Source organism: Stenotrophomonas sp. Steno-Z10-BAI (assembly GCF_056393115.1).
Map to the genome: position 1 here is coordinate 77,209 of NZ_JBWJOZ010000007.1, position 24,915 is coordinate 102,123.

Consider the following 24,915-nt stretch of genomic DNA (forward strand, 5'->3'; position numbering starts at 1 on the left):
GCCGCATCCATGCGGCCCAACGGTCCTGCATTCGCCTACCCGGGTCACTTCCCATGGATCTTCCATTGCGGTTGGAAAGGCGGTTATTACCAACGTGCGCTGACCATCAATGCAGCCCTTGGTATCGCCAAGAACGCTGTACGCGACCCCCAACCATCCCCTGTCGTATCATCCGCGCCACCCCACACACATTCCCGGCCCCCGCCATGACCCCCATCCCTGAAGCCATCCCGCCCATCGAAGTCCGCATGGCCGAGATCGTGTTCCCCAACCACACCAATCACCTGGGCACCCTGTTCGGTGGCCAGGCACTGGCATGGATGGACAAGGCGGCGTTCCTGGCCGCCGCCCGTTACTCCCGCCGTACCGTGGTCACCGCGCGCTCGGACCAGGTCGATTTCAAGCTGCCGATCCGCATCGGCCAGATGGTGGAGACCGTCGGCCGCATCGTTGAAGTGGGCCGCAGCTCGATGAAGGTGGAGGTTGAACTGATCGCCGAAGACCTCCACACCGGTGAGCGCAAGCTGTGCACGCGCGGGCACTTCGTGATGATCGCGCTGGATGCCGATGGCCATCCGACCAGCGTCCCGTCGCTGCCGGGTGACATCCCGGGCCCGTAAGCGGCCAGCGATTGCCTCTCTGTCCCTGCGCCCCCATCTGCTGATCATGAGCACACCCCTCGCCGAGTTCATCGACCGCGCCCAGCGCCTGTTCGTGCTGACCGGCGCAGGCTGCAGCACCGATTCGGGCATCCCGGATTACCGCGATGCCGATGGGCAGTGGAAGCGGACGCCGCCGGTCACCTACCAGGCCTTCATGGGCGAGCTGGCCACCCGCCAGCGTTATTGGGCGCGCAGCCTGCTGGGCTGGCCCCGGTTCGGGTGGGCCCAGCCGAACGGCACCCATGCCGCGCTCGCCGCGCTGGAAGCCCGGGGCCAGGTCGAGCTGCTGCTCACTCAGAATGTGGACCGGCTGCATCAGCGGGCGGGCAGCGAGGCGGTGATCGATCTGCATGGGCGGCTGGACCAGGTGCGCTGCATGGGCTGTGAAGCACGCACCCCGCGCGAGGCGTTCCAGCACCGGCTGCTGGCGCTCAACCCGGACTGGGAGCATCTGGAGGCCGCACAGGCGCCCGATGGCGATGCCGATCTGGAGATGGATTTCTCCGCCTTCCAGGTGCCGGCCTGCCCGGCCTGCGGCGGCGTGCTCAAGCCGGATGTGGTGTTCTTCGGTGAAAGCGTGCCGCGCGAGCGGGTCGCCACCGTCCACGACCATCTGCAGCGGGCCGATGCGGTGCTGGTGGTCGGCTCCTCGCTGATGGTCTATTCCGGGTTCCGCTTCGTGCAGGCGGCCGCGCAGGCCGGGGTGCCGATCGCTGCGCTCAACCGCGGCCTCACCCGTGCCGACGCGCTGCTGAGCCTGAAAGTCGACCAATCCTGCGCCGAGGCGCTGGCCTTCCTGCTGCCGGGAACCGCCGCCGCCTGAGCCGCTACGAAACACTGATCCACTGGCACGGTTGCCTCCGCCGCCGCACAGGAGTGCAATGGCGCCCGGTTACATTTCCTCTTCCCGAGTTCCCCCCTTGAGCCAGCTCTTCTCCTCCATCCCCTTCGGCCCGCTGACCCTGCCCAACCGCATCGTGATCGCGCCGATGTGCCAGTACTCCTGCGTCGACGGCCTTGCCAACGACTGGCACCGCATCCATCTCGGGCAGCTCTCGCAGTCCGGCGCCGGCCTGCTGATCCTGGAAGCCACCGCCGTGCTGCCGGAAGGCCGCATCAGCTGGGCCGATCTGGGCCTGTGGGATGACGCCACCGAAGCCGCGCTGGCCTCGGTCGTGGCCTCGGTCAAGCAGTGGTCGCCGATGCCGCTGGGCGTGCAGCTGGGTCACGCTGGCCGCAAGGCCTCGGTCAACAAGCCGTGGGAAGGTGGCGGTGCGATGGACCCATCCGATCCGCGTGCCTGGCCCACGGTCGCGCCGTCTGCGCTGCCGTTCGCCAAGACCGATCCGACGCCGACCGAACTGGACCTGGCCGGTATCGATGCGGTGGTCGAAGCCTTCGCGGCTGCGGCCCGTCGCGCCGAACGCGTCGGCATGGACCTGATCGAACTGCACGCCGCGCACGGGTACCTGCTGCACCAGTTCCTGTCGCCGCTGAGCAACCGCCGCGAGGATGAGTACGGTGGCTCGCTGGAGAACCGCATGCGCCTGCTGGTGCGCGTGTTCGATGCCGTGCGCGAGGCCGTCTCCGATCGCATCGCGGTGGGTGTGCGCATCTCCGCCAGCGACTGGGTGGCCGGCGGCTGGGATATCGAGCAGACCACGACCCTGGCGCATGTGCTGGACGCGCGCGGCTGCCAGTTCCTGCATGTCTCCAGCGGTGGCAACGACCCGCGCCAGCAGATACCGCTGTCGCCGGGCTACCAGGTGCCGTTCGCGCAGGCGATCAAGGCGCACAAGCTGCGCATGCCGGTCATCGCGGTGGGCCTGATCACCGAGCCCTCGCAGGCCGAATCGATCCTGCGCCATGGTCATGCCGATGCGATCGCGCTGGCCCGCGGCATCCTCTACGACCCGCGCTGGCCGTGGCATGCCGCCGCGGCACTGGGCGATTCGGTGGCTCCGGCACCGCAGTACCTGCGCTGCGAACCGCGCGAAGCCCGCGGTGTGTTCATCGCGCCGGAACGCTGACACGCGGAAGGGAGTGTCGGCCGCTGGCCGGCATCCCGGGTGAGCCTGCCCTCAGCCGGCATCCACCCGCCACGCCGGCGGCAGCCCCTCGATGATGTGCTGCATCAGCGCCCGCACCTTCGGGGTCAGATCACGGCGATCGCTGACGCACAGGAACAACCGCATCGGCTCCGGTGAGGCCTGGGTGCTCTGCGCATCGCCGGGTTCGAACAGCGCCTGCAGCTCGCCGCGCGCGAGATAGGGCGCGGCCACGAATGCCGCCAGCCGGGTGATGCCGCCGCCGGCCACCGCCATCGCGGCCAGCGCATCGATGTCGTCGCTGACCAGCGCCGGGGCCACCTCGGCATCGAAGCGCATGCCGTCGCGTACGAAGCCCCACGGCAGATAGCGCCCATCCAGCGGGTAGCGCAGCAGCAGGCAACGATGCTCGCGCAGCGCCTCCGGTGTGAGCGGAACGCCGGCCCGCGCGAGATACGACGGTGCCGCGCAGAACACGAACGGCACCTGCGCGATCGGCCGGGCCACCAGGCCTTCCTCCAGCTGCGGTTCGATCCGGATGCTCACGTCCACGTCTTCGTGCGCGTGGTCGACGCTGCGGTCGGTGAGCAGCAGCTCGATCGCCAGGCGGCGGAAGCGGGCCTGCAGCGCGGGCAGCAACGGGGCCAGCGCGTGCCGGCCGAACGCGGTGCTGCTGGCGATCCGCAGCCGCCCTTCAGGCGTGGCATCGAGGTCGGTCACGGCGGCCTGGGCGCGCTGCAGGTCGCGCTCGATGTGGCGCACCTGGGCCAGGTACAGCGCACCGCGCTCGGTCAGGGCCAGGGTACGGGTGGTGCGGTTGAGCAGGCGCACGCCCAGATGGGCCTCCAGCCGGGCGATGTTCTGCCCGACCGCTGCCGGGCTGACCCCCAGCGTGCGCGCGGCTGCGGCCAGGCTGCCGGCGTCGGCGGTCCGGATGAAGCTGCGGATTGACTGGAGAATGTTCATGCTGGCCGCCATTCTCGCGCTCCATTGGAAAGAATTTCTTTATAAAGCGCCAAGTCCATCCGGTCTACCCGCCCTGCGGCCCCCTGCTTATCGTGCCTGTCCCGCAACCGCCAGGTTGCCCGCTCGCCCGGCTCTGTTGCCCGGGCGACGCCGCGTCCGCGCTGTGCCGCCCCCGCTGCCGTCGCGTCCTGCGCACGGCCTGGCCGCCTTCCCCGGAGATGCACATGAACCCAGCGCTCGCCCCCCTCGATATCGACCCGCAGGAAACCCAGGAATGGCGTGAGTCGCTGGAGGCGGTCATCCACGCCGCCGGCCGGTCGCGTGCGCATTACCTGATGGACCAGTTGACCGAGCTGGACACGGCCCGCCATGGTGATCTGCATGGCCGCGTCTGGACGTCGTATACCAACACCATTCCGGTCGAGCGCCAGCCCGCCTACCCGGGCGATCTCGGCATCGAGCGCCGCCTCAACGCGATGATCCGCTGGAACGCGATGGTCATGGTGCTGCGCGCCGGCAAGCACTCCAACGTGGGTGGCCACATCGCCACGTACCAGTCCGCGGCGGTGCTGTACGACGTCGGCTTCGATCACTTCTTCCGTGGCCGTACCGACACCTTCGATGGCGACATGATCTACATCCAGGGGCATTCGGCGCCCGGCATCTACGGCCGCGCGTTCGTCGAAGGCCGCATCGCGCCCGAACGCATGGACAACTTCCGCCGCGAATCCGATCGCGAGGGTCTTTCTTCGTATCCGCACCCGCGGCTGATGCCGGACTTCTGGCAGTTCCCCACCGTCTCGATGGGGCTGGGTCCGCTCACCGCCGCCTACCAGGCGCGTTACATGCGCTACCTGGAATACCGCGGGTTGAAGGAGCACCAGGGCCGCAAGGTCTGGGCGTTCCTCGGCGATGGCGAAATGGACCAGCCCGAATCGCTGGCCGCGATCTCGGTGGCCGGCCGCGAGCGCCTGGACAACCTGGTGTTCGTGGTGAACTGCAATCTGCAGCGGCTGGATGGCCCGGTGCGCGGCAACGCCAAGGTGATCCAGGAACTGGAAGGCACCTTCCGCGCCGCCGGCTGGAATGTCATCAAGGTGATCTGGGGCGGCGGCTGGGACGCGCTGCTGGCCAAGGACCGCACCGGCCTGCTGCGCCAGCGCATGATGGAATGCGTGGATGGCGACTACCAGACCTTCAAGTCGCAGAACGGTGCCTACGTGCGCGAGCATTTCTTCGGCAGGTATCCCGAACTGCTGGCGCTGGTCGCGGACCTGAGCGATGACGAGATCTGGGCGCTCGCCCGCGGCGGTCACGATCCGCAGAAGGTGTACGCCGCCTACGCGCAGGCCGTCGCCGGCAATGGTCGCCCGAGCGTGATCCTGGCCAAGACGGTCAAGGGGTTCGGCATGGGCGAGGCCGGTGAAGGGCAGAACATCAATCACCAGCTCAAGAAGATGAGCGTCGATGCCGTGCGTGCGTTCCGTGACCGGTTCGATCTGCCGGTCAGCGACGACCAGCTGGAAGACATGCCGTACCTGCGCCCCGCGCCGGGCAGTGCCGAGGCGCGCTATTTCGCGCAGCGTCGCCAGGCCCAGGGCGGCCAGCTGCCCGCGCGGGTGACCCACGTCGATCCGTTGCCGGTGCCGGCGTTGTCGGCGTTCGCCACCCAGTTGCAGGGCAGTGGCGAACGTGGCCAGTCCACCACGATGGGCTTCGTGCGCATCCTCACCACGCTGCTCAAGGACCCCGAACTGGGCAAGCTGATCATTCCCATCGTGCCCGATGAATCACGCACGTTCGGCATGGAAGGCCTGTTCCGCCAGATCGGCATCCACTCCTACCTCGGCCAGTTGTACACCCCGCAGGACGCCGGCCAGCTGAGCTATTACAAGGAAGCCAAGGACGGCCAGATCCTGCAGGAGGGCATCAACGAATCCGGCGCGATCTGCTCGTGGATCGCCGCCGGTACCGCGTACAGCAACCACGGCCTGGCCACGATTCCGTTCTACATCTTCTACTCGATGTTCGGCCTGCAGCGCGTTGGCGACCTGGCCTGGGCGGCTGCCGATGCACGTACCCGCGGCTTCCTGCTCGGCGCCACGTCCGGCCGCACCACGCTGATGGGCGAGGGCCTGCAGCACGACGACGGCCACAGCCACGTGCTGTCCTCGGTGATCCCCAGCTGTGTGTCCTTCGATCCCACCTACAACTTCGAACTCGCGGTGATCATCCAGGACGGCCTGCGCCGGATGTACGTGGACCAGGAAGATATCTACTACTACATCACCGTGCTCAACGAGGCCTATCCGCACCCGGCACTGCCCGAAGGCAGCGAAGCAGGCATCCTCAAGGGCCTGTACCTGCTGCATCCCGCTGCCGCCGACAGCGACCCGGCGCTGCGCGTGCAGCTGATGGGCAGTGGCGCGATCCTGCGCGAGGTGGAAGCCGCGGCCACGCTGCTGCAGCAGGACTTCGGCATCGCCAGCGATGTGTGGAGCGCCACCAGCCTCACCGAACTGCGCCGTGATGGCCTGGCGGCAGAGCGCTGGAACCTGCTGCACCCCGTGGAGGAGCCGCGGGTGCCATATGTGCAGCAATGCCTGGCCGCGCACCCGGGCCCGGTGATCGTGGCCACCGACTACATGAAGATCGTCGGTGACCAGATCCGGCCCTTCATCGACGGCCGCCGCTTCACTGCGTTGGGCACCGATGGCTTCGGCCGCTCGGATACGCGCGAGTCACTGCGTACGTTCTTTGAAGTGGATCGCCACTTCATCGTGCTCGCCGCGCTCAAGTCGCTGGCCGACGAGGGCCGGATCGAACGGGCCCAGCTGCAGGTGGCGATCGACCGGTACGGCATTGATGTGGAGAAGGTGGACCCGGCGGCGGTGTAGGGGCTGGGCCACTGCCCTTGGTTGCATCTGAGAGCATCGACCGCAGCCCGGCGGTGCTCGCTTACACTGGCCGGATGCGCCCCGATTCCATCCTCACCCTGTCATGCCCGGACCGTACCGGGATCGTCTACCGTGTGTCCGGCCTGCTGTTCGAGCTGGGCTGCAACATCCTCGATGCCCAGCAGTTCGGCGACGACGAGAGCGGCCGGTTCTTCCTGCGCGTGCATTTCGACCGTGCCGCCGAGCAGTCACTGGGCGACGTGGAAGCCCGCATGGCCACCCTGGCCGCCGAGTTCGGGATGGACTGGCAGCTGCATGACGCCCGCCGTCGTGCGCGCCTGCTGGTGCTGGTGAGCAAGCAGGGGCATTGCCTCAACGACCTGCTGTTCCGCGCGCACAGCCGGCAGCTTCAGGTGGATATCGCGGCGGTGGCCTCCAATCACGAGGACTTCGCTGCCCTGGCCGGCTCCTACGGCGTGCCGTTCCATCACCTGCCGGTCAACGCGGACAACCGCGCCGTGCAGGAGCAGCAGATCATCGATCTGGTCGAGCGCGAGCAGATCGACCTGGTGGTGCTGGCGCGTTACATGCAGATTCTGTCGCCGCGCCTGTGCGAGGCGCTGGCCGGGCGCGCGATCAACATCCACCACAGCTTCCTGCCCAGCTTCAAAGGCGCGCAGCCGTATCACCAGGCGCACGCGCGCGGGGTCAAGATCATCGGCGCCACCGCGCACTACGTGACCCCGGATCTGGACGAAGGCCCGATCATCGAGCAGGACGTCGCGCGTGTGGATCACGCGATGACGCCGCGCGATCTGGTGCGGCTGGGCAGCGACACCGAATCGCAGGTGCTGGCGCGCGCGGTACGCCGGCATGTGGAGCATCGCATCCTGCGCAACGGGCATCGCACCGTCGTCTTCCGCTGACCGGTAGGTACCGACCGTTGGTCGGTACGCCGTTCCGGCCGGCGCCTTGACTCGCCCGTCAGATCAGCGCGATTTTCGCCTTGGCCAACGCCTCGCGCACCATCCCATCATTGGTCTCGGTCACCGGTCGGGTCAGGTCCCAATGGAACTTCACCCGGAACCCGGACTTCACCGCATCCTGCGCGCTCCACAACACGCAGTAATCGCGCGCCAGACCGCACACGTGCACCTCGCGGATGCCGCGTTCGTGCAGCCACCCGGCCAGGCCGGTCGCCGGGCGGGTGCCGTCAGGACCATGGTTCTCGCGGAACGCGCTGTACGAGTCCACCTCACGCCGGGTGCCCTTGCGCAGGATCAGGTCGGCCACGGTCCAGTCCACGCCCGGATGCAGCACGGCGCCGTCGCTGCCTTGTACGCAGTGGTCCGGCCACAGCGTCTGCGGCTGCGCGTGCAGCAGGATCGCCTCGAACGGGAGATGCCCCGGGTGCTGGCTGGCAAAGGAGGCGTGGTCGGCCGGGTGCCAGTCCTGGGTCGCCACCACGGTGCGGTAATGGCGCTCGGCGAGCACCGCGGCGATGCCCGGCACGATCGCATCGCCGTCCACGCAGGCCAGTGCGCCACCAGGCATGAAGTCCGGCTGCAGGTCGATCACGACCAACGCGACATCGGCGGGGTAACGTCTCATGGCGGCTTCACGGCTGTGGGGGCGTCCAGTCTAACCGACGCCCCCGCAACGGTCAGTCGGCGTCGCCCTGCTTCGAGGTCCCGTCGCCGTAGTACAGCACGCCCAGCTTGATCCGCTCGCGGCCGGTCTCGCGACGGTGGCGGTTGGCGTCGCGCAGTGAGTACACGCAGCCGCAGTATTCCTGTTGGTAGAACTGCTCGCGCTTGCTGATCTCCACCATCCGCGCGGCACCGCCGCCCTTGCGCCAGTTGTAATCCCAGTACTGGATGCCCGGGTAGTGTGCGGCGGCGCGGTGCCCACAATCGTTGATCTGGTTCATGTCCTTCCAGCGTGAGATGCCCAGCGAGCTGCTGATCACCGCAAAGCCGTTCTCGTGCGCGTACAGCGCGGTGCGCACGAAGCGCATGTCGAAGCACATCGTGCAGCGGATGCCGCGCTCGGGTTCGTTCTCCATGCCGCGGGCGCGGGCGAACCAGTTGTCGGTGTCGTAGTCGGCGTCGACGAACGGCACGTCATGTTTCTCGGCGAAGCGGATGTTCTCCTGCTTGCGCAGTTCGTATTCCTTCACCGGGTGGATGTTGGGGTTGTAGAAGAAGATCGTGTAGTCGATGCCGGAGGCGGTGATCGCCTCCATGACTTCGCCCGAGCACGGCGCGCAGCAGGAATGCAGCAGTAGCCTGGTGTGGCCGTCGGGGAGGGACAGGGTCGGGCGGTCGATCGGTGTCAGGTCATGCGGGTTCATGCGTTTCTCGTCGACCCCACCGCCGGCAACGGCGGCGATGGGGTCCTTGGGGCGGTCTACAAGGGTCGGATCAGGCGGCGTTGGCGTCCGCGGTTTCCTCGCGCAGTTCGCGCGCGGCGGCCACCAGCGCTTCCAGCGCGGCACGGGTTTCCGGCCAGCCACGGGTCTTCAGGCCGCAATCCGGGTTGACCCAGATCTGCTCGGGACGCAGCACCTCGGCGGCCTTGCGCAGCAGTGCCAGCATCTCGGCCTTGTCGGGTACGCGGGGGGAGTGGATGTCGTACACGCCCGGGCCGATCTCGTTGGGATACTGGAAGCGCACGAAGGCATCCAGCAGCTCCATGCGCGAGCGCGAGGTTTCGATCGAGATCACGTCCGCGTCCATCGCAGCCACCGAGTGGATGATGTCGTTGAACTCGGAATAGCACATGTGCGTGTGGATCTGGGTCGCATCGCGCACGCCGCTGGCACTGATCCGGAAGGCTTCGACTGCCCAGTCCAGGTACTCGCGCCACTGCGCGCGGCGCAGCGGCAGTCCTTCGCGGATCGCCGGCTCGTCGATCTGGATCACGCCGATCCCGGCCGCTTCCAGGTCGGTCACTTCATCGCGCAGGGCCAGTGCGATCTGGCGACAGGTGTCCGCGCGGGACTGGTCGTCGCGTACGAATGACCACTGCAGCACCGTCACCGGGCCGGTCAGCATGCCCTTCATCGGCCGCTGGGTGAGCGACTGCGCGTACTGCGACCAGCGCACCGTCATCGGCTGAGGGCGGGTCACATCGCCGAAGATCACCGGCGGCTTCACGCAGCGCGAGCCGTAGCTCTGCACCCAGCCATTCTTGGTGAAGGCAAAGCCATCGAGCTGCTCGCCGAAGTACTCGACCATGTCGTTGCGCTCGAACTCGCCGTGCACCAGCACGTCCAGCCCGATCTGCTCCTGCACGCGCACGCAGTGCTCGGTCTGGGTGGCCAGGAACGCATCGTAGTCCGCATCGGAGAGCTTGCCGGCCTTGTTGCGGGCACGCGCCTCACGCACCTCCAGCGTCTGCGGGAACGAACCGATCGTGGTGGTCGGGAAGCGCGGCAGCTTCAGCGCGGCGGCCTGGGCCAGGTGGCGTTGCGGGTAGCGGCTGTGGCGCTGTGCATCGGCCGGGGTCAGCGAGGAAAGGCGCGCGGCGACGGCCGTGTTGTGCACGCGCGGCGAACGACGGCGCGATTCGATGCACGCACGCGAATGAGCCAGCGGTGCTTCGGCACGCGCCGGTGCATCGATCGCGTCGGCCAGTACGCGCAGCTCGCCGAGCTTCTGCCGGGAGAACGCCAGCCAGCTGCGCAGTTCGTCATCGAGCTTCTTTTCGTGGTCCAGATCGACCGGGGTATGCAGCAGCGAACACGACGGCGCCAGCCACAGCGCATCGCTGCCGACATGGCCGTGCGCGTAGCGCGCCAGCACCAGCGCGTTGTCCAGGTGGGTGCGCCAGATGTTGCGGCCGTTGACCAGCCCGGCCGACAGCACGCGACCGGCCGGCAGCGCCTTGATCACCGCATCGAGCTGTTCCGGCGCACGGACCAGATCCACATGCAGGCCATCGATCGGCAGCGAGGCGGCCAGCGCGAGGTTGTCCTCCAGCGCACCAAAGTACGTCGCCACCAGCACCTTGGGGCGGGCAGCCTGGGCCAGTACCGCGTAGGCATGCTCGTAGGCAGCACGTGTGGCCTCGTCCAGGTCCTGCACCAGCAGCGGCTCATCCAGCTGCACCCACGCCGCGCCGGCCGCCTTGAGCTCGCCCAGCAGCTGCACATACACCGGCAGCAGTGCATCCAGCAGGTCCAGTGCGTTGCTGCCGTCGGTGGTCTTGGACAAACGCAGGAAGGTCACCGGGCCGATCAGCACCGGACGGGTCTCGATCCCCAGCGCCTTGGCCTGGCGGTATTCGGCCAGCGGCTTGTCGCCGCGCACCGTGAAGGTCTGGCCGGCGTGCAGTTCGGGCACCAGGTAGTGGTAGTTGGTATCGAACCACTTGGTCATTTCCAGCGCATGCAGGTCGATGCCATCGCGCTGCAGGCCACGCGCCATCGCGAAATAGCCGCTCAGCGGCTCGGCATCGGCGAGCGCGCGGTAGCGGGTCGGGATCGCATCGAACAGGAAGGCCGCATCCAGCACCTGGTCATACAGGCTGAAATCGTTGCTCGGCGGCACATCCACGCCGGCCTCGCGCTGCAGCTGCCAGTGGCGTTCACGCAGCTCGGCCGCGGTGTCCTGCAGCGACGCGGCGCTGCTCTCGCCGGACCAGAAGGCTTCGAGCGCGCGCTTGAGTTCGCGCTTGGCGCCGATGCGCGGAAAACCCAAATTGGTAACAGTGGTCATTGGAACGTGTCCTCATTGCGTAGGGGCATTGAGGAACGAAGGAACCGCGCGCCGTCCGGGGCCTTGCAGCCCGTTCCGCCCCGCCAGCGACCTTCGCCCCCGCGGGCGAACCGGATGCCGTGAAGCGGACGCACGGGGGCAGCGCCATGCAGGCGGCATGGCGGCAGACCCCGGCAACCTCCCCGCGGACGTTCCAGGTCGAATCGGAGGACGGTCATGTCCTCCGGCCGGGGCCGGTATTCGGGCTGATGGACACGGGCGCGGGCGCCCACCTAGTACCTGCCGCTTCCCAGGCGCGAAGGCCCAGTGCTGTTGGCAGGAGTCGTTTCCATTCACCGCTGCGGGGCAGCTCCGGAATGGGCGCGCGAGGCGCCTTCACCGGATTCCCGTTTAAATCCATCCCTTCATCTGCATGAAGCGATGGATACCTTCGGCGAGCACAAGGTAGGCCGAAGGCGAGCGATGGTCAAGTCGTCTGCCCGATTCACCCCACTGCATCCAAACCACCGTCAACTGCGTATCTCCCTGCAAGCCCGCCCGTTTGGACCCCCATGCGCCAGCCCTTGCCCTGCCTGATCCTGCTGCTGTCGGTGATCGCCGCCCCCGTGAGTGCCGCCGCGCAGACCGTGCAGCGCCAGGAAGGCCGCGCGTACGCCACCGCCGATGGGCGCCTGCTCTACCGCGAGACCCATTGGCTGCAGGGGCCGGCAAGCGCACAGTCGCGGCTGGTGCTGTACCGCTGCAGCGATGGGCGCCCGTTTGCGCGCAAGTGGATGACCCCGCAGGGCAGCCCGCAGACGCCTGATTTCACCTTGGACGATGGCCGCGATGGGTATCAGGAAGGCGTGCGCGGCGGTGCCGCTACCCGCCAGGTATCGGTCCGTGCCAGCGCGCAGGCACCGACATTCAGCCGCGCCATCGCGGTTCCGCCGGGCGCGGTGGTGGATGCCGGTTTCGACGCGGCGGTGCGCAGCCATTGGGCGGCGTTGCAGGCGGGGCAGAGCGTGGCGTTCCAGTTCCTGCTGCCCAGCCGTCAGCGCCTGGTGCCGCTGAAAGTGCAACGCACGGGTGCGGTGACCTGGCAGGGTCAACCGGCCGAGCAGCTGCAGATGAAGCTCGATGCGTGGTTCGGTTTCGCGGTGCCCCCGGTCACCCTGGTCTATGCCACCGCGGACCAGCGGCTGCTGCAGTTCACCGGCACCGGCAACGTCCGCGATGAGAAGGGCAAGTACCCGCAGGTGCGGGTCGAGTTTCCGGCGGCTCCCGTTGCCACGCCTGCGGCAGAGTTGTCCGCCGCGCGTACGCAGCCGCTGGTGAAGACATGCGGTGCCTGAGCGCCCCCTTGCAGCCAGCCTCGCAAGCAAGGACGATGCCGATACGCCCGTTATCGACATTGAGCCTGCGATGCCCGAGCTGGACGCTGCCGCCACCGCCGCATCCCACCGTCTGGACGAGTTGCTCGCCCGGGTGGCCGCTGGCGATCGCCAGGCCTTCGAATCGGTCTATCAGCTGGCCTCTGGCCGCCTGTTCGCGATCTGCCTGCACGTGCTGCGCGACCGCGGCGATGCCGAAGAGGTACTGCAGGACGTCTTCACCACGGTCTGGAACAAGGCGGCGCAGTTCGACCGCGCCAAGGCGGCGGCCATGACCTGGCTGTCGATGCTGGCGCGCAACCGCTCGATCGACCGCCTGCGCGCCGCGCCGCCGCGCGTGCTGGATGATCTGTCGGTGGCGGAGGAGATTCCCGATCTCGCGCCACAGCCTGCCTTTGCCGCCGAGCAGGCCTCCGACCACGAGCGCCTGCAGGCGTGCCTGGAAACCTTGGAACCGCGCCGGCGATCCTTGATCCGGCTGGCCTTCCTCGATGGCGCGAGCTATGAAGAATTGGCGCGCCGCATCGGTTCGCCGCTGGGCTCGGTGAAGAGCTGGATCCGCCGCGGGCTGGGTCAACTGCGGGTGTGCCTGGAACGATGAACGTTCGCGACCTCCACGATCTGCAAGACGACGGCGAGCCGCCGAGCGCCGACATCCTGGCCGGCGAATACGTGCTGGGGGTACTCGATGCCGCCCAGCGCGCCGAGGTTGACCGCCGCATCGCCAGCGATCCCGGCTTCGCCCGATTGGTGGCCCAGTGGGAGAACCGCCTTGCGCCCCTGCTCGAGTCGCTCGGTACCGAAGCGGTGCCCGCGCATCTGTGGCCGCGCATCCGCACCTCGCTCGGCTGGCCAGCCGCAACGGCCGCCTCGCCTCGGGTGTGGCAGCGCACCGGTTTCTGGCAGGGCATGACCGCGCTGGCTGCTGCGCTGGCACTGGTGGCGGTGTTCAGCCGCCGCGATCTGGAGCCGACCGCGCCTTCGCCTACGCCCGTGGCGGTGACGCCGACCACGCCAACGACACCGGCCGAGCCGGAGCAGGCCACCAAGCCGGTCACGCCGCTGTTGCACGACGATGGCACGCCGGGCTGGCTGGCCTCAGTCGACAAGGCCCAGGGCAAGGTGCTGATGGTGCCGGTACCTGCCGCCGCCGATGCGGCCGGCCGTGCCCCCGAGCTGTGGTTGATCCCGGCCGGCGGCGCACCGCGTTCGCTGGGCCTGGTCTCCATCGACCGCGCGCATACTGTTGCCGTGCCGGACACGCTGCGTGATGCGCTTGTGAACGGCTCGGTGCTGGCGATCACGCTGGAACCGTCGACCGGTGCGCCGCAAGGCATTCCGACCGGCCCGATCATCGCCAAGGGCGACATCGCCAACCTGTAATCGCACGGAGTCGCGGTTTTTTTCCGGATCCGTGCATCCAAACGCCGTGCTCTGTCGTATCTCCTGATAACGCCTCAGGAGAAGCGAGTCATGTCGGTCAGCCCCACCCCCGACGCAGGACGCACCGCACAGCGACGCCGCTGGGCCACGCTGTGGCGTTGGTTCGATACCAGCACGGATGCGGCTGCCGCGACCGGCCAGCCACAGCGGGTGGACTGGGTGCGGGCCATCCCGTTCGCGGCGATGCACTTGGCCTGCCTGGCGGTGATCTGGGTGGGCGTGTCGTGGGTCGCGGTCGGCGTGGCGGTCGCGCTGTACGCGGTGCGCATGTTTGCGATCACGGCCTTCTACCACCGCTACTTCTCCCATCGCACCTTCCAGACGTCGCGGGTCGTGCAGTTCATCTTCGCGCTGATCGGCGCTTCCAGCGTGCAGCGCGGCCCGTTGTGGTGGGCGGCGCATCATCGCAATCACCATCGTCATACCGATACCGCCGCCGATCCACATTCGCCTTCGGTGCATGGCTTCTGGTGGAGCCACATGGGTTGGTTCCTGACGGTGGAGGGCTTCCGCACGGATTGGTCACGCATTCCCGATCTGGCCAAGTACCCGGAACTGCGCTGGCTGGACCGCTTCGACACGCTGGTGCCGATCGCGCTGGCCGCGGCACTGTTTGGCCTGGGTGCGCTGCTGGAGCGTATCGCGCCGTCGTGGGGCACCAGCGGTGGGCAGATGCTGGTGTGGGGCTTCTTCATTTCCACCGTGGTGCTGTTCCACGCCACGGTGACGATCAACTCGCTGGCGCACCGCTTCGGCCGCCAGCGTTTCAACACCGGTGACGACAGCCGCAACAACCTGTGGCTCGCGCTGCTGACCTTCGGCGAAGGGTGGCACAACAACCACCACTTCTTCCCGGGCACCGCGCGTCAGGGCTTCTACTGGTGGGAAGTGGATGTCACCTGGTATGGCCTGCGTGCGATGGCCGCGCTCGGGCTGGTGCGTGATCTCAAACCCGTGCCGGCCTGGGTGCTGGCCAAGGCGGAGCACTGACATGCGTATCGCCGTGATCGGATCGGGTATCGCCGGCCTCTCCAGTGCGTGGTGGCTGAGCCAGCAGCATGAAGTGACGCTGTTCGAAGCCAATGACTACCTCGGGGGTCACACGCATACGCATGAGGTGGAGGTCGATGGGCGCACGCAGGCGGTGGACACCGGCTTCATCGTGTTCAACCCTGCCCACTACCCGCTGCTGACCGGCCTGTTCGACGAGCTGGGGGTGGCTTCGCAGCCGACCACGATGAGCTTTTCGGTGCACAGCGAGCGCAGCGGGCTGGAGTACAACGCGACCTCGCTGGACACCCTGTTCTGCCAGCGCCGAAATCTGGTGTCGCCGCGCTTCTGGGGCATGCTGCGGGACCTGCGCCGTTTCTACCGCGAGGCGCCGGCGCTGCTGGAGCGCGATGATGAAGGCCCGTCGCTGGGCGAGTTCCTGGCACAGGGCCGTTACGGCCGCACCTTCATCGACGAACACCTGCTGCCGATGGCCTCGGCGCTGTGGTCGTCGCCGACGGCCAGCCTGGCCGCCTTCCCGGCGCGCTACCTCGTGCAGTTCATGGCCAATCACCAGATGCTGCAGATAACCGGGCGCGCTCCGTGGCGGGTGGTGCAGGGCGGCTCGGCCAGGTACGTCGATGCACTGCGCACCCGCTGGCAGGTGCGTGAGCGCCTGGAGTGCCCGGTGTTCGGCGTGGAGCGGCATGAGCATGGCGTGCGCGTACACAGCGCTGCCGGCCTGGAAGGCTTCGACCAACTGGTGCTGGCCTGTCACAGCGACCAGGCGCTGGCCTTGCTGTCCGATGCCGACCTCACCGAGCGCGCGGTGCTGGGCGCGATCCGCTACCAGCCCAACGAGGTGGTGCTGCATACCGATGCCAGCCTGCTGCCGCGTGACCGCAAGGCTTGGGCCGCCTGGAATGCGCATGTGCCGCGCGACCCGCTCGCACCGTGCACGGTCAGCTACTGCATGAACCTGCTGCAGGGCATCGACACGCCGACGCCGTTGGTGGTTACGCTCAACCGCAGCGAGGCGGTCGATCCGGCCACCGTGCTGCGCCGCCTGCAGTACGCCCACCCCGTGCATGACCACGCGATGGTGCGGGCCCAGCAGCGTTGGGCCGAGATCCAGGGCCACCGCCGAACCTGGTTCGCCGGTGCGTACTGGGGCTGGGGCTTCCACGAAGATGGCATCCGCAGCGCCCGCCGCGTGGTCGATGCGCTGCAGGCGCTGGATGCCGAGTCCTACTGGCCGCTGGCCGAGGCACTGCCGGCATGACCGCCAGTGCGATCTACCGTGGCTGGATGCGCCATCGGCGGCACGCGCCGCATGCGCACGCGTTCGGCTATCCGATCGCGCAGCTGTTGCTGGACCTGGATGAACTTCCGCGCCTGTTCGAGCGGCGCTGGCTGTGGTCGGTGGGCCGTCGCAACGTGGTCGAGTTCCGCCGCAGCGACTATCTCGGCGCGCCGGATCAACCGCTGGCCGATGCCGTGCGCGCACGCATCACCGAGGCCTTGGGCCGCGCGCCCGCCGGGCCGATCCGCCTGCTGACGCATCCGCGTTATGCCGGCCATGTCTTCAACCCCGTGAGCTTCTATTACTGCTACGCCGCCGATGGCACCACGCTGGACAGCATCGTGGCGGAGATCACCAACACGCCCTGGAAGGAGCGCCACGCCTACGTGCTGCCGGTGGCCCAGGCCGATGCCCAGGGCCGCGCGCTGTGCTGGTCCTTCGACAAGCAGTTCCACGTTTCTCCCTTCATGCAGATGGACTGCGAGTACCGCTGGCGCTTCACCGCGCCGGGCGATGACCTGCACGTGCACATGCAGGTGTGGCGCGAGGGCGTGTGCCAGTTCGATGCCGACCTGGTGATGCAGCGCCATCCGCTCACCGGTCGTGGCCTGGCCGGTGTGCTGCTGCGTTACCCGCTGATGACCCTCAAGGTCGTTGCCGCGATCCACTGGCAGGCGCTGCGCCTGTGGCTCAAGCGCAACCCCGTTCACGACCATCCTTCTCTTGCTGGAAAATCCCCATGAACGACATGACACGCGCGGTGGCCGTGCCGCAACCGTCCGCCCTTGAAGGGTTCCTGCGCGGGCGCCTGCTGGCGCAGCTGGCACCGCTGCGCGGCGGGCAGCTGCGGCTGCGCGATGCCGTGGGCGATGTGGTGATCGGCGATCCGGACGCCACGCCCCAGGTGACGGTCTGGGTGGACGATCCCGGTTTCTACCGCGCGGTGGCCGCGCAGGGCAGCGTGGGTGCAGGCGAGGCCTACATCCGCGGCGACTGGCGCTGCGATGACCTTGTCGCGCTGGTCCAGCTGCTGGTGCGCAACCGGGATCTGCTCGATGGCATGGAGGGTGGCCCGGCGCGCATCGGCGGCTGGCTGCTGAAAGGCTGGAACCGGCTGCGCCGCAACACGCGCGAAGGCAGCCGCCGCAACATCGCCGCGCACTATGACCTTGGCAATCCGTTCTTCTCGCTGTTCCTGTCGCCGGACCTGATGTATTCCTCGGCGCTGTATGCCCGCCCGGACGACACGCTGGAGGCTGCGTCCGAGCGCAAGCTGGCCCGCATCTGCGAGCAGCTGCAGCTCACTGCGGCCGATCGCGTGGTCGAGATCGGCACCGGCTGGGGCGGCTTCGCGCTGTACGCGGCCCGCCATATCGGCTGCCACGTCACCACCACCACCATCTCGGTGGAGCAGTACACGCTGGCCAAGCAGCGGGTGGAGGCGGCCGGGCTGCAGGACAAGGTCACCCTGCTGCTCAAGGATTACCGCGATCTGGACGGCCAGTACGACAAGCTGGTGTCCATCGAGATGATCGAGGCGATCGGCGCGCAGTACCTGGACACCTACTTCGCCACGCTGACCCGCCTGCTCAAGGATGACGGCCTGGCGCTGCTGCAGGCCATCACCATCGAAGACCAGCGTTACGAGCAGGCGCGGCGAAGCGTCGATTACATCAAGCGCTTCGTGTTCCCCGGCAGCTTCATCCCCTCGATCAACGCCATCGTCGCCGCCAAGACCCGCAGCAGCGATCTGCAGCTGATCGGCCAGCATGATTTCGGCCCGTCCTATGCCCTCACCCTCCGCGCGTGGCGCCAGCGCTTCCTGGCCCAGCTGCCGGCGGTGCGTGCACAGGGCTTCGATGCGGGCTTCATCCGCATGTGGGAGTTCTACCTGGCCTACTGCGAAGGTGGCTTCCGGGAGCGCTCCATCGGTGTCTCGCACCTGCTGATGGCGCGTCCGGGCTACCGGCCCGCGCTGATTGCGGCGGAGGGCTGAGGTGCCACGTTTCTGGGCCAACGTGATCGGCAACCAGCTGGTCTGGCTGTGCGCGGTGATCGGGGCCGGCCATGGGCTGCGCTGGCCCGCGCTGTTGGCGACGACGGTTTACGTGGGCACTCAGTTGGTCTGGTCCGCGCAGCCGTCAGTTGAAGTCAGGCTGATGCTGGTCGCGCTCGGCTGCGGGCTGCTCGTTGATGGATTGGCCGGCGCCTCCGGCTGGGTGCTGTACGCGGCCGGCAATGATCCCGCGTGGATCGCCCCGGTCTGGATCCTCGCGCTGTGGGCCGCGTTCGCGATGACGCTCACGGTGTCATTCGCGGTGCTGCAGCGGCATCTGGTTGCGGCAGCGCTGGTTGGCCTGCTGCTGGCCCCGCTGGCATATCTGTCCGCCGCGCGCGGCTGGTCGTCGGTGGTGTTCGCCGCGCCGCAGTGGCACGGCGTGCTGCTGCTCGGCCTGGGCTGGGCGATCGCATTGCCGGTGCTTGCGGCGTGCGCCCGTCATTGGCAGACACGTGCGGTACCCCTCGCCACACTTGCTCCAGGAGACACACGATGAAGATGCTGTGGGTGGTGTGGCTGTACGCCGCCGTGATCATGACCTGGGGCTGGTGGTGGCAGCGCCGGCACCAGAACATCGGCGTGGTCGATGTGCTCTGGGCCAAGGGTGTGGGCGCGTCTGCGCTGTTGCTCGCACTGCTCGGCGATGGCGCGGCGATGCCGAGGATCGCGCTGGCGGTGCTGGGCGGGCTGTGGGGTTCACGCCTGGCGCTGCACCTGTGGCACCGCGTCCGCAGCGAGCCCGAGGATGGTCGCTACCAGCATCTACGTAAGCACTGGAACGGCCATCAGGGAAAGATCTTCGGCTTCTTCCAGTTCCAGGCACTGCTGATCGTGCTGTTCGCGTTGCCCTTCGTGGCGGTGTCGGTGAATCCGGAAGCACATGGCTGGGGTTGGGTGATCGCGGCCGTGGCGATGTGGCTGCTGAGCGTGGGTGGCGAATCGCTGGCGGATCGTCAGCTGGCGCGCTTCCGCGCCGATCCGGCCAACAAGGGCAAGACCTGCCGCGATGGGTTGTGGCGCTACTCGCGGCATCCCAACTATTTCTTCGAATGGCTGCACTGGTTCACCTACGTGCTGCTGGCCGTGCAGTCGCCGTTGTGGTGGCTGGCGTGGTCCGGCCCGCTGGTGATGTACGTGTTCCTGCGCTGGGTCAGCGGCATTCCCTTCACCGAAGCGCAGGCGCTGCGCTCGCGCGGTGAGGATTACCGCGAGTACCAACGCACCACGCCGATGCTGTTTCCGTGGTTCCCCTCCCGTTCTTCGTCTGCCCGCAAGGAATCTGCCCCATGAATGTCGCCAGTGACCGTCTTCCGCTGCCGGACTACGCACCGGGCCTGACCGGCCTGGCCGAGCGCGGGCTGCTGCCCGATACGCTGTTGCGGCTGGGCATCCGCCGCCAGTGCGAGCAGCGCCTGCGCGAAGAGCTTGCGGGCGGCCAGCAGGTCCAGTCGCAGCGCTTTGCCGCACGCATCGCCGGGCTGGCCAGCAGCGCGGTCGCGCTGCACGTGGATGCAGCCAATCGCCAGCATTACGAAGTGCCGGCCGAATTCTTCCATCGTTGCCTGGGCAAGCGCCTGAAGTACAGCAGCTGCTACTACGCCACCGGCACTGAAACGCTGGACGAAGCCGAAGAGGCGATGCTCGCGCTGTACGGCGAGCGCGCACAGCTGGCCGATGGGCAACACATCCTGGAGCTGGGCTGCGGCTGGGGGTCGCTGACGCTGTGGATGGCCGAGCGCTACCCGAACGCGCAGATCACCGCCGTCTCCAACTCCAACAGCCAGCGCGAGTACATCCTGGGCCAGTGCCGTGCACGTGGCCTGATCAACGTCACCGTACTGACCCGTGACGTGAATCATCTGATGCTGGATGCGGAGACCTTCGATCGCTGCGTCTCGATCGAGATGTTCGAGCACATGCGCAACTACCCGCAGCTGCTGCAGCGCATCCACCGCTGGCTGCGGCCGGAGGGCAAGCTGTTCGTGCATATTTTCGTGCACCGCACGCTGATGTACCCGTTCGAGACCGAGGGCGAGGACAACTGGATGGGCCGCCACTTCTTCACCGGTGGCCTGATGCCCGCGGCCGATACGCTGCTGTTCTTCCAGCAGCACCTGCAGCTGCAGCAGCGCTGGCTGCTGGATGGCACCCACTACGAGCGCACCGCCAACCACTGGCTGGCCAACCAGGACCGCGAGAAAGAAGCCGTGATGGCTGTGCTGCGCCAGACCTACGGCGATGCCTCGGCTGCGTTGTGGCACCAGCGCTGGCGCATGTTCTGGATGGCCTGTGCAGAGTTGTTCGGCTACCAGCAGGGCCAGCAGTGGCAGGTCGCCCACTACCTGTTCAACCGCCCGTGATCACCCCACGTTACTGGAGCAAGCCGTCATGTCGATCCGTGCTCTCGTTCCTCTGCTGGTTGTCGGCATGATGCTCGGCGGCTGCAGCGGCAACACCCGCCCGATCCCGCCCGTGGCGCATGTCGATGTGCCGCGTTTCATGGGCGACTGGTATGTGATCGCGCATATCCCCAGCCGGCCCGAGCGGGAGGCGTTCGACGCGGTGGAATCCTACGCACTGCGTCCGGATGGCCGCATCCAGACCACCTTCCGTTATCGCAAGGGCAGCTTCCAGGCTCCGATCAAGACCATGCACCCGGTCGGAACGGTCAAGGACGGCACCGGCGGAGCGATCTGGGGCATGCAGTTCATCTGGCCGATCCAGGCCGAGTACGTGATCGTGGATCTGGATCCGGACTACAAGCAGACCATCGTGGGCCGCAGCAAGCGCGACTACATGTGGCTGATGGCGCGCACCCCGACCATCTCCGATGCCGACTACCAAGCGGCCATGACCCGCATCGCCGCGCTCGGTTACGACCTGTCCCAGGTGCGGCGCGTGCCGCAGTCCGGCAAGGCCGAATAAGCCGTTCCGTGCCGCGCTTCTCAGGCCCTGAGAAGCGCGCAGGCGATACTGTCGTCATCGACCTCCCCGGCCCGGGCATCGTTGCAGGGACAGCGGGGGAGAGTGTGCGGATCGGCCGCGCACGGGCGGACAGAGGACGGCAACGTGGCGGACAAGTACTGCGATCTGGTCATGAAGGGCGGCATCACCAGCGGCATCGTGTATCCCAACGCGGTGCTGTCGCTGGCGCGCGAGTACCGCTTCAAGAGCATCGGCGGCACCTCGGCCGGCGCCATTGCCGCCGCCGTGGCAGCGGCGGCTGCGCTGGGCGACCGGCGCCGCCAGGCCGGTGAGCCGGTCGCGGCGGCAGTGGGCTTTCCGGGGTTGGCCGAGGTCTCGGCGCAGCTGTCCCGGCAGGGCTTCATCCACAGTCTGTTCCAGCCGGCATATGGCGCGCGTACCGCGTATCGCCTGCTGGTGATGCTCACCGGCAAGGCCGGCCTGCTGCGCAAGATCGCCTGTCTGCTCGCGGCGGTATTCGCGATCGCGCCGCTGGAGGTGCTGGTGTCGCTGGCCGGCCTGCTGGGCATCGGTTACCTGGCCGGTGGCATTGATGGCATCTGGGCGACGTTGCTGCCCTCGCTGCTGTGCGCCTACGGGGCCGGCGTGCTGGCCTCGGCGCTGCGCGTTGCCCGCGTCGCCCGCCGCAACCTGCTGGGCCTGTGCACTGGCAGCACCCAGCCGAACGCCTCCGCGCCGGCGCTGACGGATTGGCTGCATACCCAGCTGCAGGCCTTGGCCGGCAAGCCGCATGACCAGCCATTGACCTTCGGCGATCTGCATACGGCCCCACGCTATCCCGGCGAGCCCAGCGGTGCGCACGCGATCACGCTGCAGATGATCACCACCTGCGTGTCGCACAGCGAGCCGCGCACGCTGCCGTTCAACGCGGCGCACTTCTGGTTCCTGCGCGAGGAGTTCGCGCAGCTGTTCCCGGCCAGCGTGGTCGCGTGGCTGGTTGCACGGGCCGGCGCACCAGAGCGGGTCGATGGGCGCGATTACTACCGTCTGGTCGATGGCGAGGAACTGCCAGTACTGGTCGCCACGCGCATGAGCCTGAGCTTCCCGCTGCTGATCAGCGCGGTGCCGCTGCACGAGCCGGCCCGTCGCGAACGCCGCTGTGAGCCGGTGGCCGATGCCGAGCCCCCGCGCGACAACACCAACGTGGCCGACAGCATGGAAGGGCTCACCAGTGGTGGCCAGAGCTGTGGTCCGGTGATCACCGCCTTCCGCGTGTGCTGGTTCTCCGATGGCGGGATCAGCAGCAACTTCCCGATCCATCTGTTCGACGCTGCCCTGCCACGCTGGCCGACCTTCGGGATCAATCTGGTGTATCCGCGCCACGCCGAGGCGATCAGCGTGCTGGCCCACGGCGACGCGCATGCGCGCGCGGAGCAGGCCGTGTTCCTGCCCACCGAGAACCGCCATGGCTGGCAACGCACCTACCACTCCATCGCGCAGCCGATGGCCGCGGCGGAGATGTCCAGTTTCCTGTTTTCGATCGTATCGACCATGCAGAACTGGCGCGATGTGCTGCAGGCGCGTGCGCCGGGCTACCGCGATCGCATCGTGCATGTGGCGCTGGAGGGCGACGAAGGCGGCATGAACCTGGACATGCCACAGGCCGTGCTCAGCCGCATCGCCGACAAGGGCAGCATTGCCGGCGAGCGCTTCTGCGATTTCTCCTTCGCCAATCACTACTGGATCCGCTGGCGCAATCTGGCCTCGGCCTACCAGCGCTACACGCTGGATGTGGCGCGCACCGATGACCCCGCACAACGCGTGGCGGCATACCAAGCGGCGTATCAAAGTGTGGCCACCGGCACGCCGGTGCCGCCGTCCTACCGCCTGAGCTCGGAAGACAAACGCCGCGAATCGCAGCAGTTGTGGCGGCACATGGTCGAGCAGGGCCAGACGTGGGAAGACCTCGGGCCGGACCTCACCGACGGTGCGCCACGGCCGCTGCCGCAGATGAAGGTGACGCCGATCTACTGAGGGTTTCCGCCACCGGGCCGCATCATCCCCGCCCCGGCAGCTGCGGGAACGCGCGCTGCATGCAGTCTTCGCGCGGGCATACCCGGCAGCCTGGGCCGATCGAGACCGAGTTGCCCGGGCTCTGGATATCCAGCCCGCGCGTGTAGATCAACCGCTCGGCGTGCTGCAGATCGCAGCCCAGCGCCACCGCGAAGGTCTTGCGCGGCTGGCCATGCCCGATCGGGCCGCTGCTCACCTGCCGCGCCAGCCAGAAGTGGCGGCGTCCGTCAGGCATCCGCGCGGTCTGGGTCAGTACGCGCCCAGGTTGGTTGAAGGCTTCGTACACGATCCACAATGGGCACGAGCCACCCACCTGTGAGAAGTGGAAATCGGTGGCCGAATGCCGTTTGGAGACATTGCCGGCGCGGTCCACGCGGATGAAGAAGAACGGCAGGCCCGGTGCACTACGCCGCGCCAGCGTGCTCAAGCGGTGGCAGACTGCCTCGAAGCCCACGCCGAAACGGTGGGCCAGGGCATCGATGTCGTACGCGCTGTGCTCGGCCGCGCGCAGGAACTGCGCATACGGCATCACCAGCGCGCCGGCGAAGTAGTTGGACATGCCGATCCGCGCCTGCGCGATCTGCTCCGCTTCGCCGAACCCCGCGCGTGCGATCACCGCATCGATCTGCGCAGCATACCCGAGCAGGGCCAGCTCGGCCGCCATCTGGAACGCCTGCTGGCCCGGCTCCAGGTAATCGGGCAGCCACAAGGTGCGGCTGCCGCCATCGTAGACGCGCTTCTCGCGCCCGGCCTGCAGCGGCCCCACTTCCACCAGCACGCCGTGGCGGTCGGCCAGCAGCTGGCGCAGGCGCGGCGCCACATGCCCGGCCACCAGCCCCCATTCGCCGAACAACTGCTCGGCCAGGTCATCCAGCTCGGGGATGTGGTTGTGCATGCGGTTGAAGAAATCGCGGACCTGGTCGCCTGCGGGCAACGCCTGCCCGGCATGCACATCGCCCAGCTGGAACTCCAGCGCGGCGGCATGCTCGCGCAGCATCAGGTGGCGGCGGTGCAGGTCGAGCAGGGCACGGCTGATCTGCGGCAGGTTGCCCGCCATCGCGCGCAGCTCGGTGCTGCTCACATCGGCCAGGCCCAGATCGCGAAGGGTCTCGCCCAGCGATTCCTGCAGCGCGCCGGGGTCATCGACCTCGAACAGCTCGCTGACGTCGCCCAGTACGTCGCGCAGCTTGCCCTGCACCGCCGGGGTCAGCGGCCGCTTGTTGCGCTCGATCTGGTTCAGGTAGCTGGCCGACAGCCCCAGTGCCTTGGCCAGCGCCAGCTGGCTGTAGCCGCGCTGCTCGCGCAGCTTGAGCAGGCGCAGGCCGATCTGGCGTTGGACGGGCTGGCTATTCACAGAATTCACAAAAATCGTAGCGGGCATTGGCCAGATTAAGCGCATACAGCCCGGAAATCGAGGATGGCACTGTGAATAATGCAAACAACTTTCGACCCGCC

22 protein-coding genes and 1 riboswitch are annotated in these 24,915 nt (G+C 67.8%); of the genes, 17 read left to right on the top strand and 5 right to left on the bottom strand.

Features of this window, described 5'->3' with window-relative positions; genetic code table 11:
• The first annotated feature begins 206 nt into the window (after positions 1-206).
• The 3 genes from AC06E9_RS16130 to AC06E9_RS16140 are packed head-to-tail and all read left to right on the top strand — an operon-like array spanning position 207 to position 2,692.
• On the top strand, positions 207-620 hold the full coding sequence (locus tag AC06E9_RS16130; RefSeq protein WP_282264071.1) for an acyl-CoA thioesterase: 414 nt from the start codon (positions 207-209) through the stop codon (positions 618-620).
• 46 nt (positions 621-666) lie between these two features.
• A complete protein-coding gene (locus AC06E9_RS16135) occupies positions 667-1,485 on the top strand; it encodes an NAD-dependent protein deacetylase (protein ID WP_282264069.1) in 819 nt (272 codons plus the stop codon).
• A gap of 58 nt (positions 1,486-1,543) precedes the next feature.
• Positions 1,544-2,692 (top strand): NADH:flavin oxidoreductase/NADH oxidase, encoded by a 1,149-nt coding sequence (locus AC06E9_RS16140; protein ID WP_121044326.1) that lies wholly within the window; start codon positions 1,544-1,546, stop codon positions 2,690-2,692.
• A gap of 51 nt (positions 2,693-2,743) precedes the next feature.
• On the opposite strand, the gene AC06E9_RS16145 is transcribed toward AC06E9_RS16140, so the two are convergent.
• Positions 2,744-3,676, bottom strand: coding sequence for a LysR substrate-binding domain-containing protein (locus AC06E9_RS16145; protein ID WP_183073836.1), 933 nt, complete (start codon positions 3,674-3,676; stop codon positions 2,744-2,746).
• 224 nt (positions 3,677-3,900) lie between these two features.
• On the opposite strand from AC06E9_RS16145, the gene aceE reads away from it, so the two are divergent.
• Positions 3,901-6,573, top strand: coding sequence for a pyruvate dehydrogenase (acetyl-transferring), homodimeric type (gene aceE, locus AC06E9_RS16150; protein ID WP_478056406.1), 2,673 nt, complete (start codon positions 3,901-3,903; stop codon positions 6,571-6,573).
• Positions 6,574-6,647: 74 nt separating this feature from the next.
• Positions 6,648-7,499: a formyltetrahydrofolate deformylase gene (gene purU / locus AC06E9_RS16155; protein WP_121044317.1), complete on the top strand. Its 852-nt coding sequence runs from the start codon at positions 6,648-6,650 to the stop codon at positions 7,497-7,499.
• Positions 7,500-7,557: 58 nt separating this feature from the next.
• Here purU and AC06E9_RS16160 read toward each other — a convergent pair whose 3' ends face one another.
• The 3 genes from AC06E9_RS16160 to metE form a co-directional block, all read right to left on the bottom strand.
• A complete protein-coding gene (locus AC06E9_RS16160; RefSeq protein ID WP_478056407.1) occupies positions 7,558-8,184 on the bottom strand; it encodes a nicotinamidase in 627 nt (208 codons plus the stop codon).
• A gap of 52 nt (positions 8,185-8,236) precedes the next feature.
• Positions 8,237-8,926 carry an epoxyqueuosine reductase QueH gene (locus AC06E9_RS16165; RefSeq protein ID WP_282262636.1) on the bottom strand — a complete coding sequence of 230 codons (690 nt, stop codon included), beginning with the start codon at positions 8,924-8,926 and terminating at the stop codon, positions 8,237-8,239.
• A gap of 70 nt (positions 8,927-8,996) precedes the next feature.
• Positions 8,997-11,294, bottom strand: a complete 2,298-nt coding sequence (metE, locus tag AC06E9_RS16170) for a 5-methyltetrahydropteroyltriglutamate--homocysteine S-methyltransferase (protein WP_121044307.1) — start codon at positions 11,292-11,294, stop codon at positions 8,997-8,999.
• A 214-nt stretch (positions 11,295-11,508) separates the two neighbouring features.
• Positions 11,509-11,742: riboswitch (cobalamin riboswitch) on the bottom strand.
• Positions 11,743-11,845: 103 nt separating this feature from the next.
• Here metE and AC06E9_RS16175 point away from each other — a divergent pair.
• The 12 genes from AC06E9_RS16175 to AC06E9_RS16230 all read left to right on the top strand — a co-directional run bounded on the left by AC06E9_RS16175 (position 11,846) and on the right by AC06E9_RS16230 (position 23,421).
• Positions 11,846-12,628, top strand: coding sequence for a hypothetical protein (locus AC06E9_RS16175; protein ID WP_121044304.1), 783 nt, complete (start codon positions 11,846-11,848; stop codon positions 12,626-12,628).
• Between the two features lie 70 nt (positions 12,629-12,698).
• On the top strand, positions 12,699-13,268 hold the full coding sequence (locus AC06E9_RS16180) for a sigma-70 family RNA polymerase sigma factor (RefSeq protein WP_121044301.1): 570 nt from the start codon (positions 12,699-12,701) through the stop codon (positions 13,266-13,268).
• Positions 13,265-14,050, top strand: a complete 786-nt coding sequence (locus AC06E9_RS16185; protein WP_478056408.1) for an anti-sigma factor — start codon at positions 13,265-13,267, stop codon at positions 14,048-14,050. Before AC06E9_RS16180 ends, AC06E9_RS16185 begins: the two co-directional genes overlap by 4 nt.
• Before the next feature lie 90 nt (positions 14,051-14,140).
• Positions 14,141-15,100, top strand: coding sequence for an acyl-CoA desaturase (locus tag AC06E9_RS16190; protein ID WP_152152943.1), 960 nt, complete (start codon positions 14,141-14,143; stop codon positions 15,098-15,100).
• Between the two features lies 1 nt (position 15,101).
• Complete coding sequence (locus AC06E9_RS16195; protein WP_478056409.1) at positions 15,102-16,382, top strand: NAD(P)/FAD-dependent oxidoreductase; 1,281 nt, start codon at positions 15,102-15,104, stop codon at positions 16,380-16,382.
• A complete protein-coding gene (locus AC06E9_RS16200) occupies positions 16,379-17,146 on the top strand; it encodes a DUF1365 domain-containing protein (RefSeq protein ID WP_123731109.1) in 768 nt (255 codons plus the stop codon). Before AC06E9_RS16195 ends, AC06E9_RS16200 begins: the two co-directional genes overlap by 4 nt.
• Positions 17,143-18,399, top strand: coding sequence for a class I SAM-dependent methyltransferase (locus AC06E9_RS16205; protein ID WP_478056410.1), 1,257 nt, complete (start codon positions 17,143-17,145; stop codon positions 18,397-18,399). The genes AC06E9_RS16200 and AC06E9_RS16205 overlap by 4 nt, the downstream gene beginning before the upstream one ends.
• Position 18,400: 1 nt before the next feature.
• Positions 18,401-18,958: a DUF2878 domain-containing protein gene (locus AC06E9_RS16210; protein ID WP_478056411.1), complete on the top strand. Its 558-nt coding sequence runs from the start codon at positions 18,401-18,403 to the stop codon at positions 18,956-18,958.
• Positions 18,955-19,752, top strand: coding sequence for a DUF1295 domain-containing protein (locus AC06E9_RS16215; protein ID WP_121044279.1), 798 nt, complete (start codon positions 18,955-18,957; stop codon positions 19,750-19,752). The genes AC06E9_RS16210 and AC06E9_RS16215 overlap by 4 nt, the downstream gene beginning before the upstream one ends.
• Complete coding sequence (locus tag AC06E9_RS16220; protein WP_121044276.1) at positions 19,749-20,822, top strand: cyclopropane-fatty-acyl-phospholipid synthase family protein; 1,074 nt, start codon at positions 19,749-19,751, stop codon at positions 20,820-20,822. Before AC06E9_RS16215 ends, AC06E9_RS16220 begins: the two co-directional genes overlap by 4 nt.
• Before the next feature lie 28 nt (positions 20,823-20,850).
• The gene (locus AC06E9_RS16225; protein WP_478050211.1) at positions 20,851-21,387 is read left to right on the top strand and encodes a lipocalin family protein; all 537 of its coding nucleotides are present in this window, start codon (positions 20,851-20,853) and stop codon (positions 21,385-21,387) included.
• A 144-nt stretch (positions 21,388-21,531) separates the two neighbouring features.
• Positions 21,532-23,421: an RpoH suppressor gene (locus AC06E9_RS16230; protein WP_478056412.1), complete on the top strand. Its 1,890-nt coding sequence runs from the start codon at positions 21,532-21,534 to the stop codon at positions 23,419-23,421.
• Between the two features lie 22 nt (positions 23,422-23,443).
• Here the strand turns inward: AC06E9_RS16230 and AC06E9_RS16235 are convergent, their stop codons facing one another.
• Positions 23,444-24,814 (bottom strand): helix-turn-helix domain-containing protein, encoded by a 1,371-nt coding sequence (locus AC06E9_RS16235; RefSeq protein WP_121044267.1) that lies wholly within the window; start codon positions 24,812-24,814, stop codon positions 23,444-23,446.
• Between the last annotated feature and the right edge of the window lie 101 nt (positions 24,815-24,915).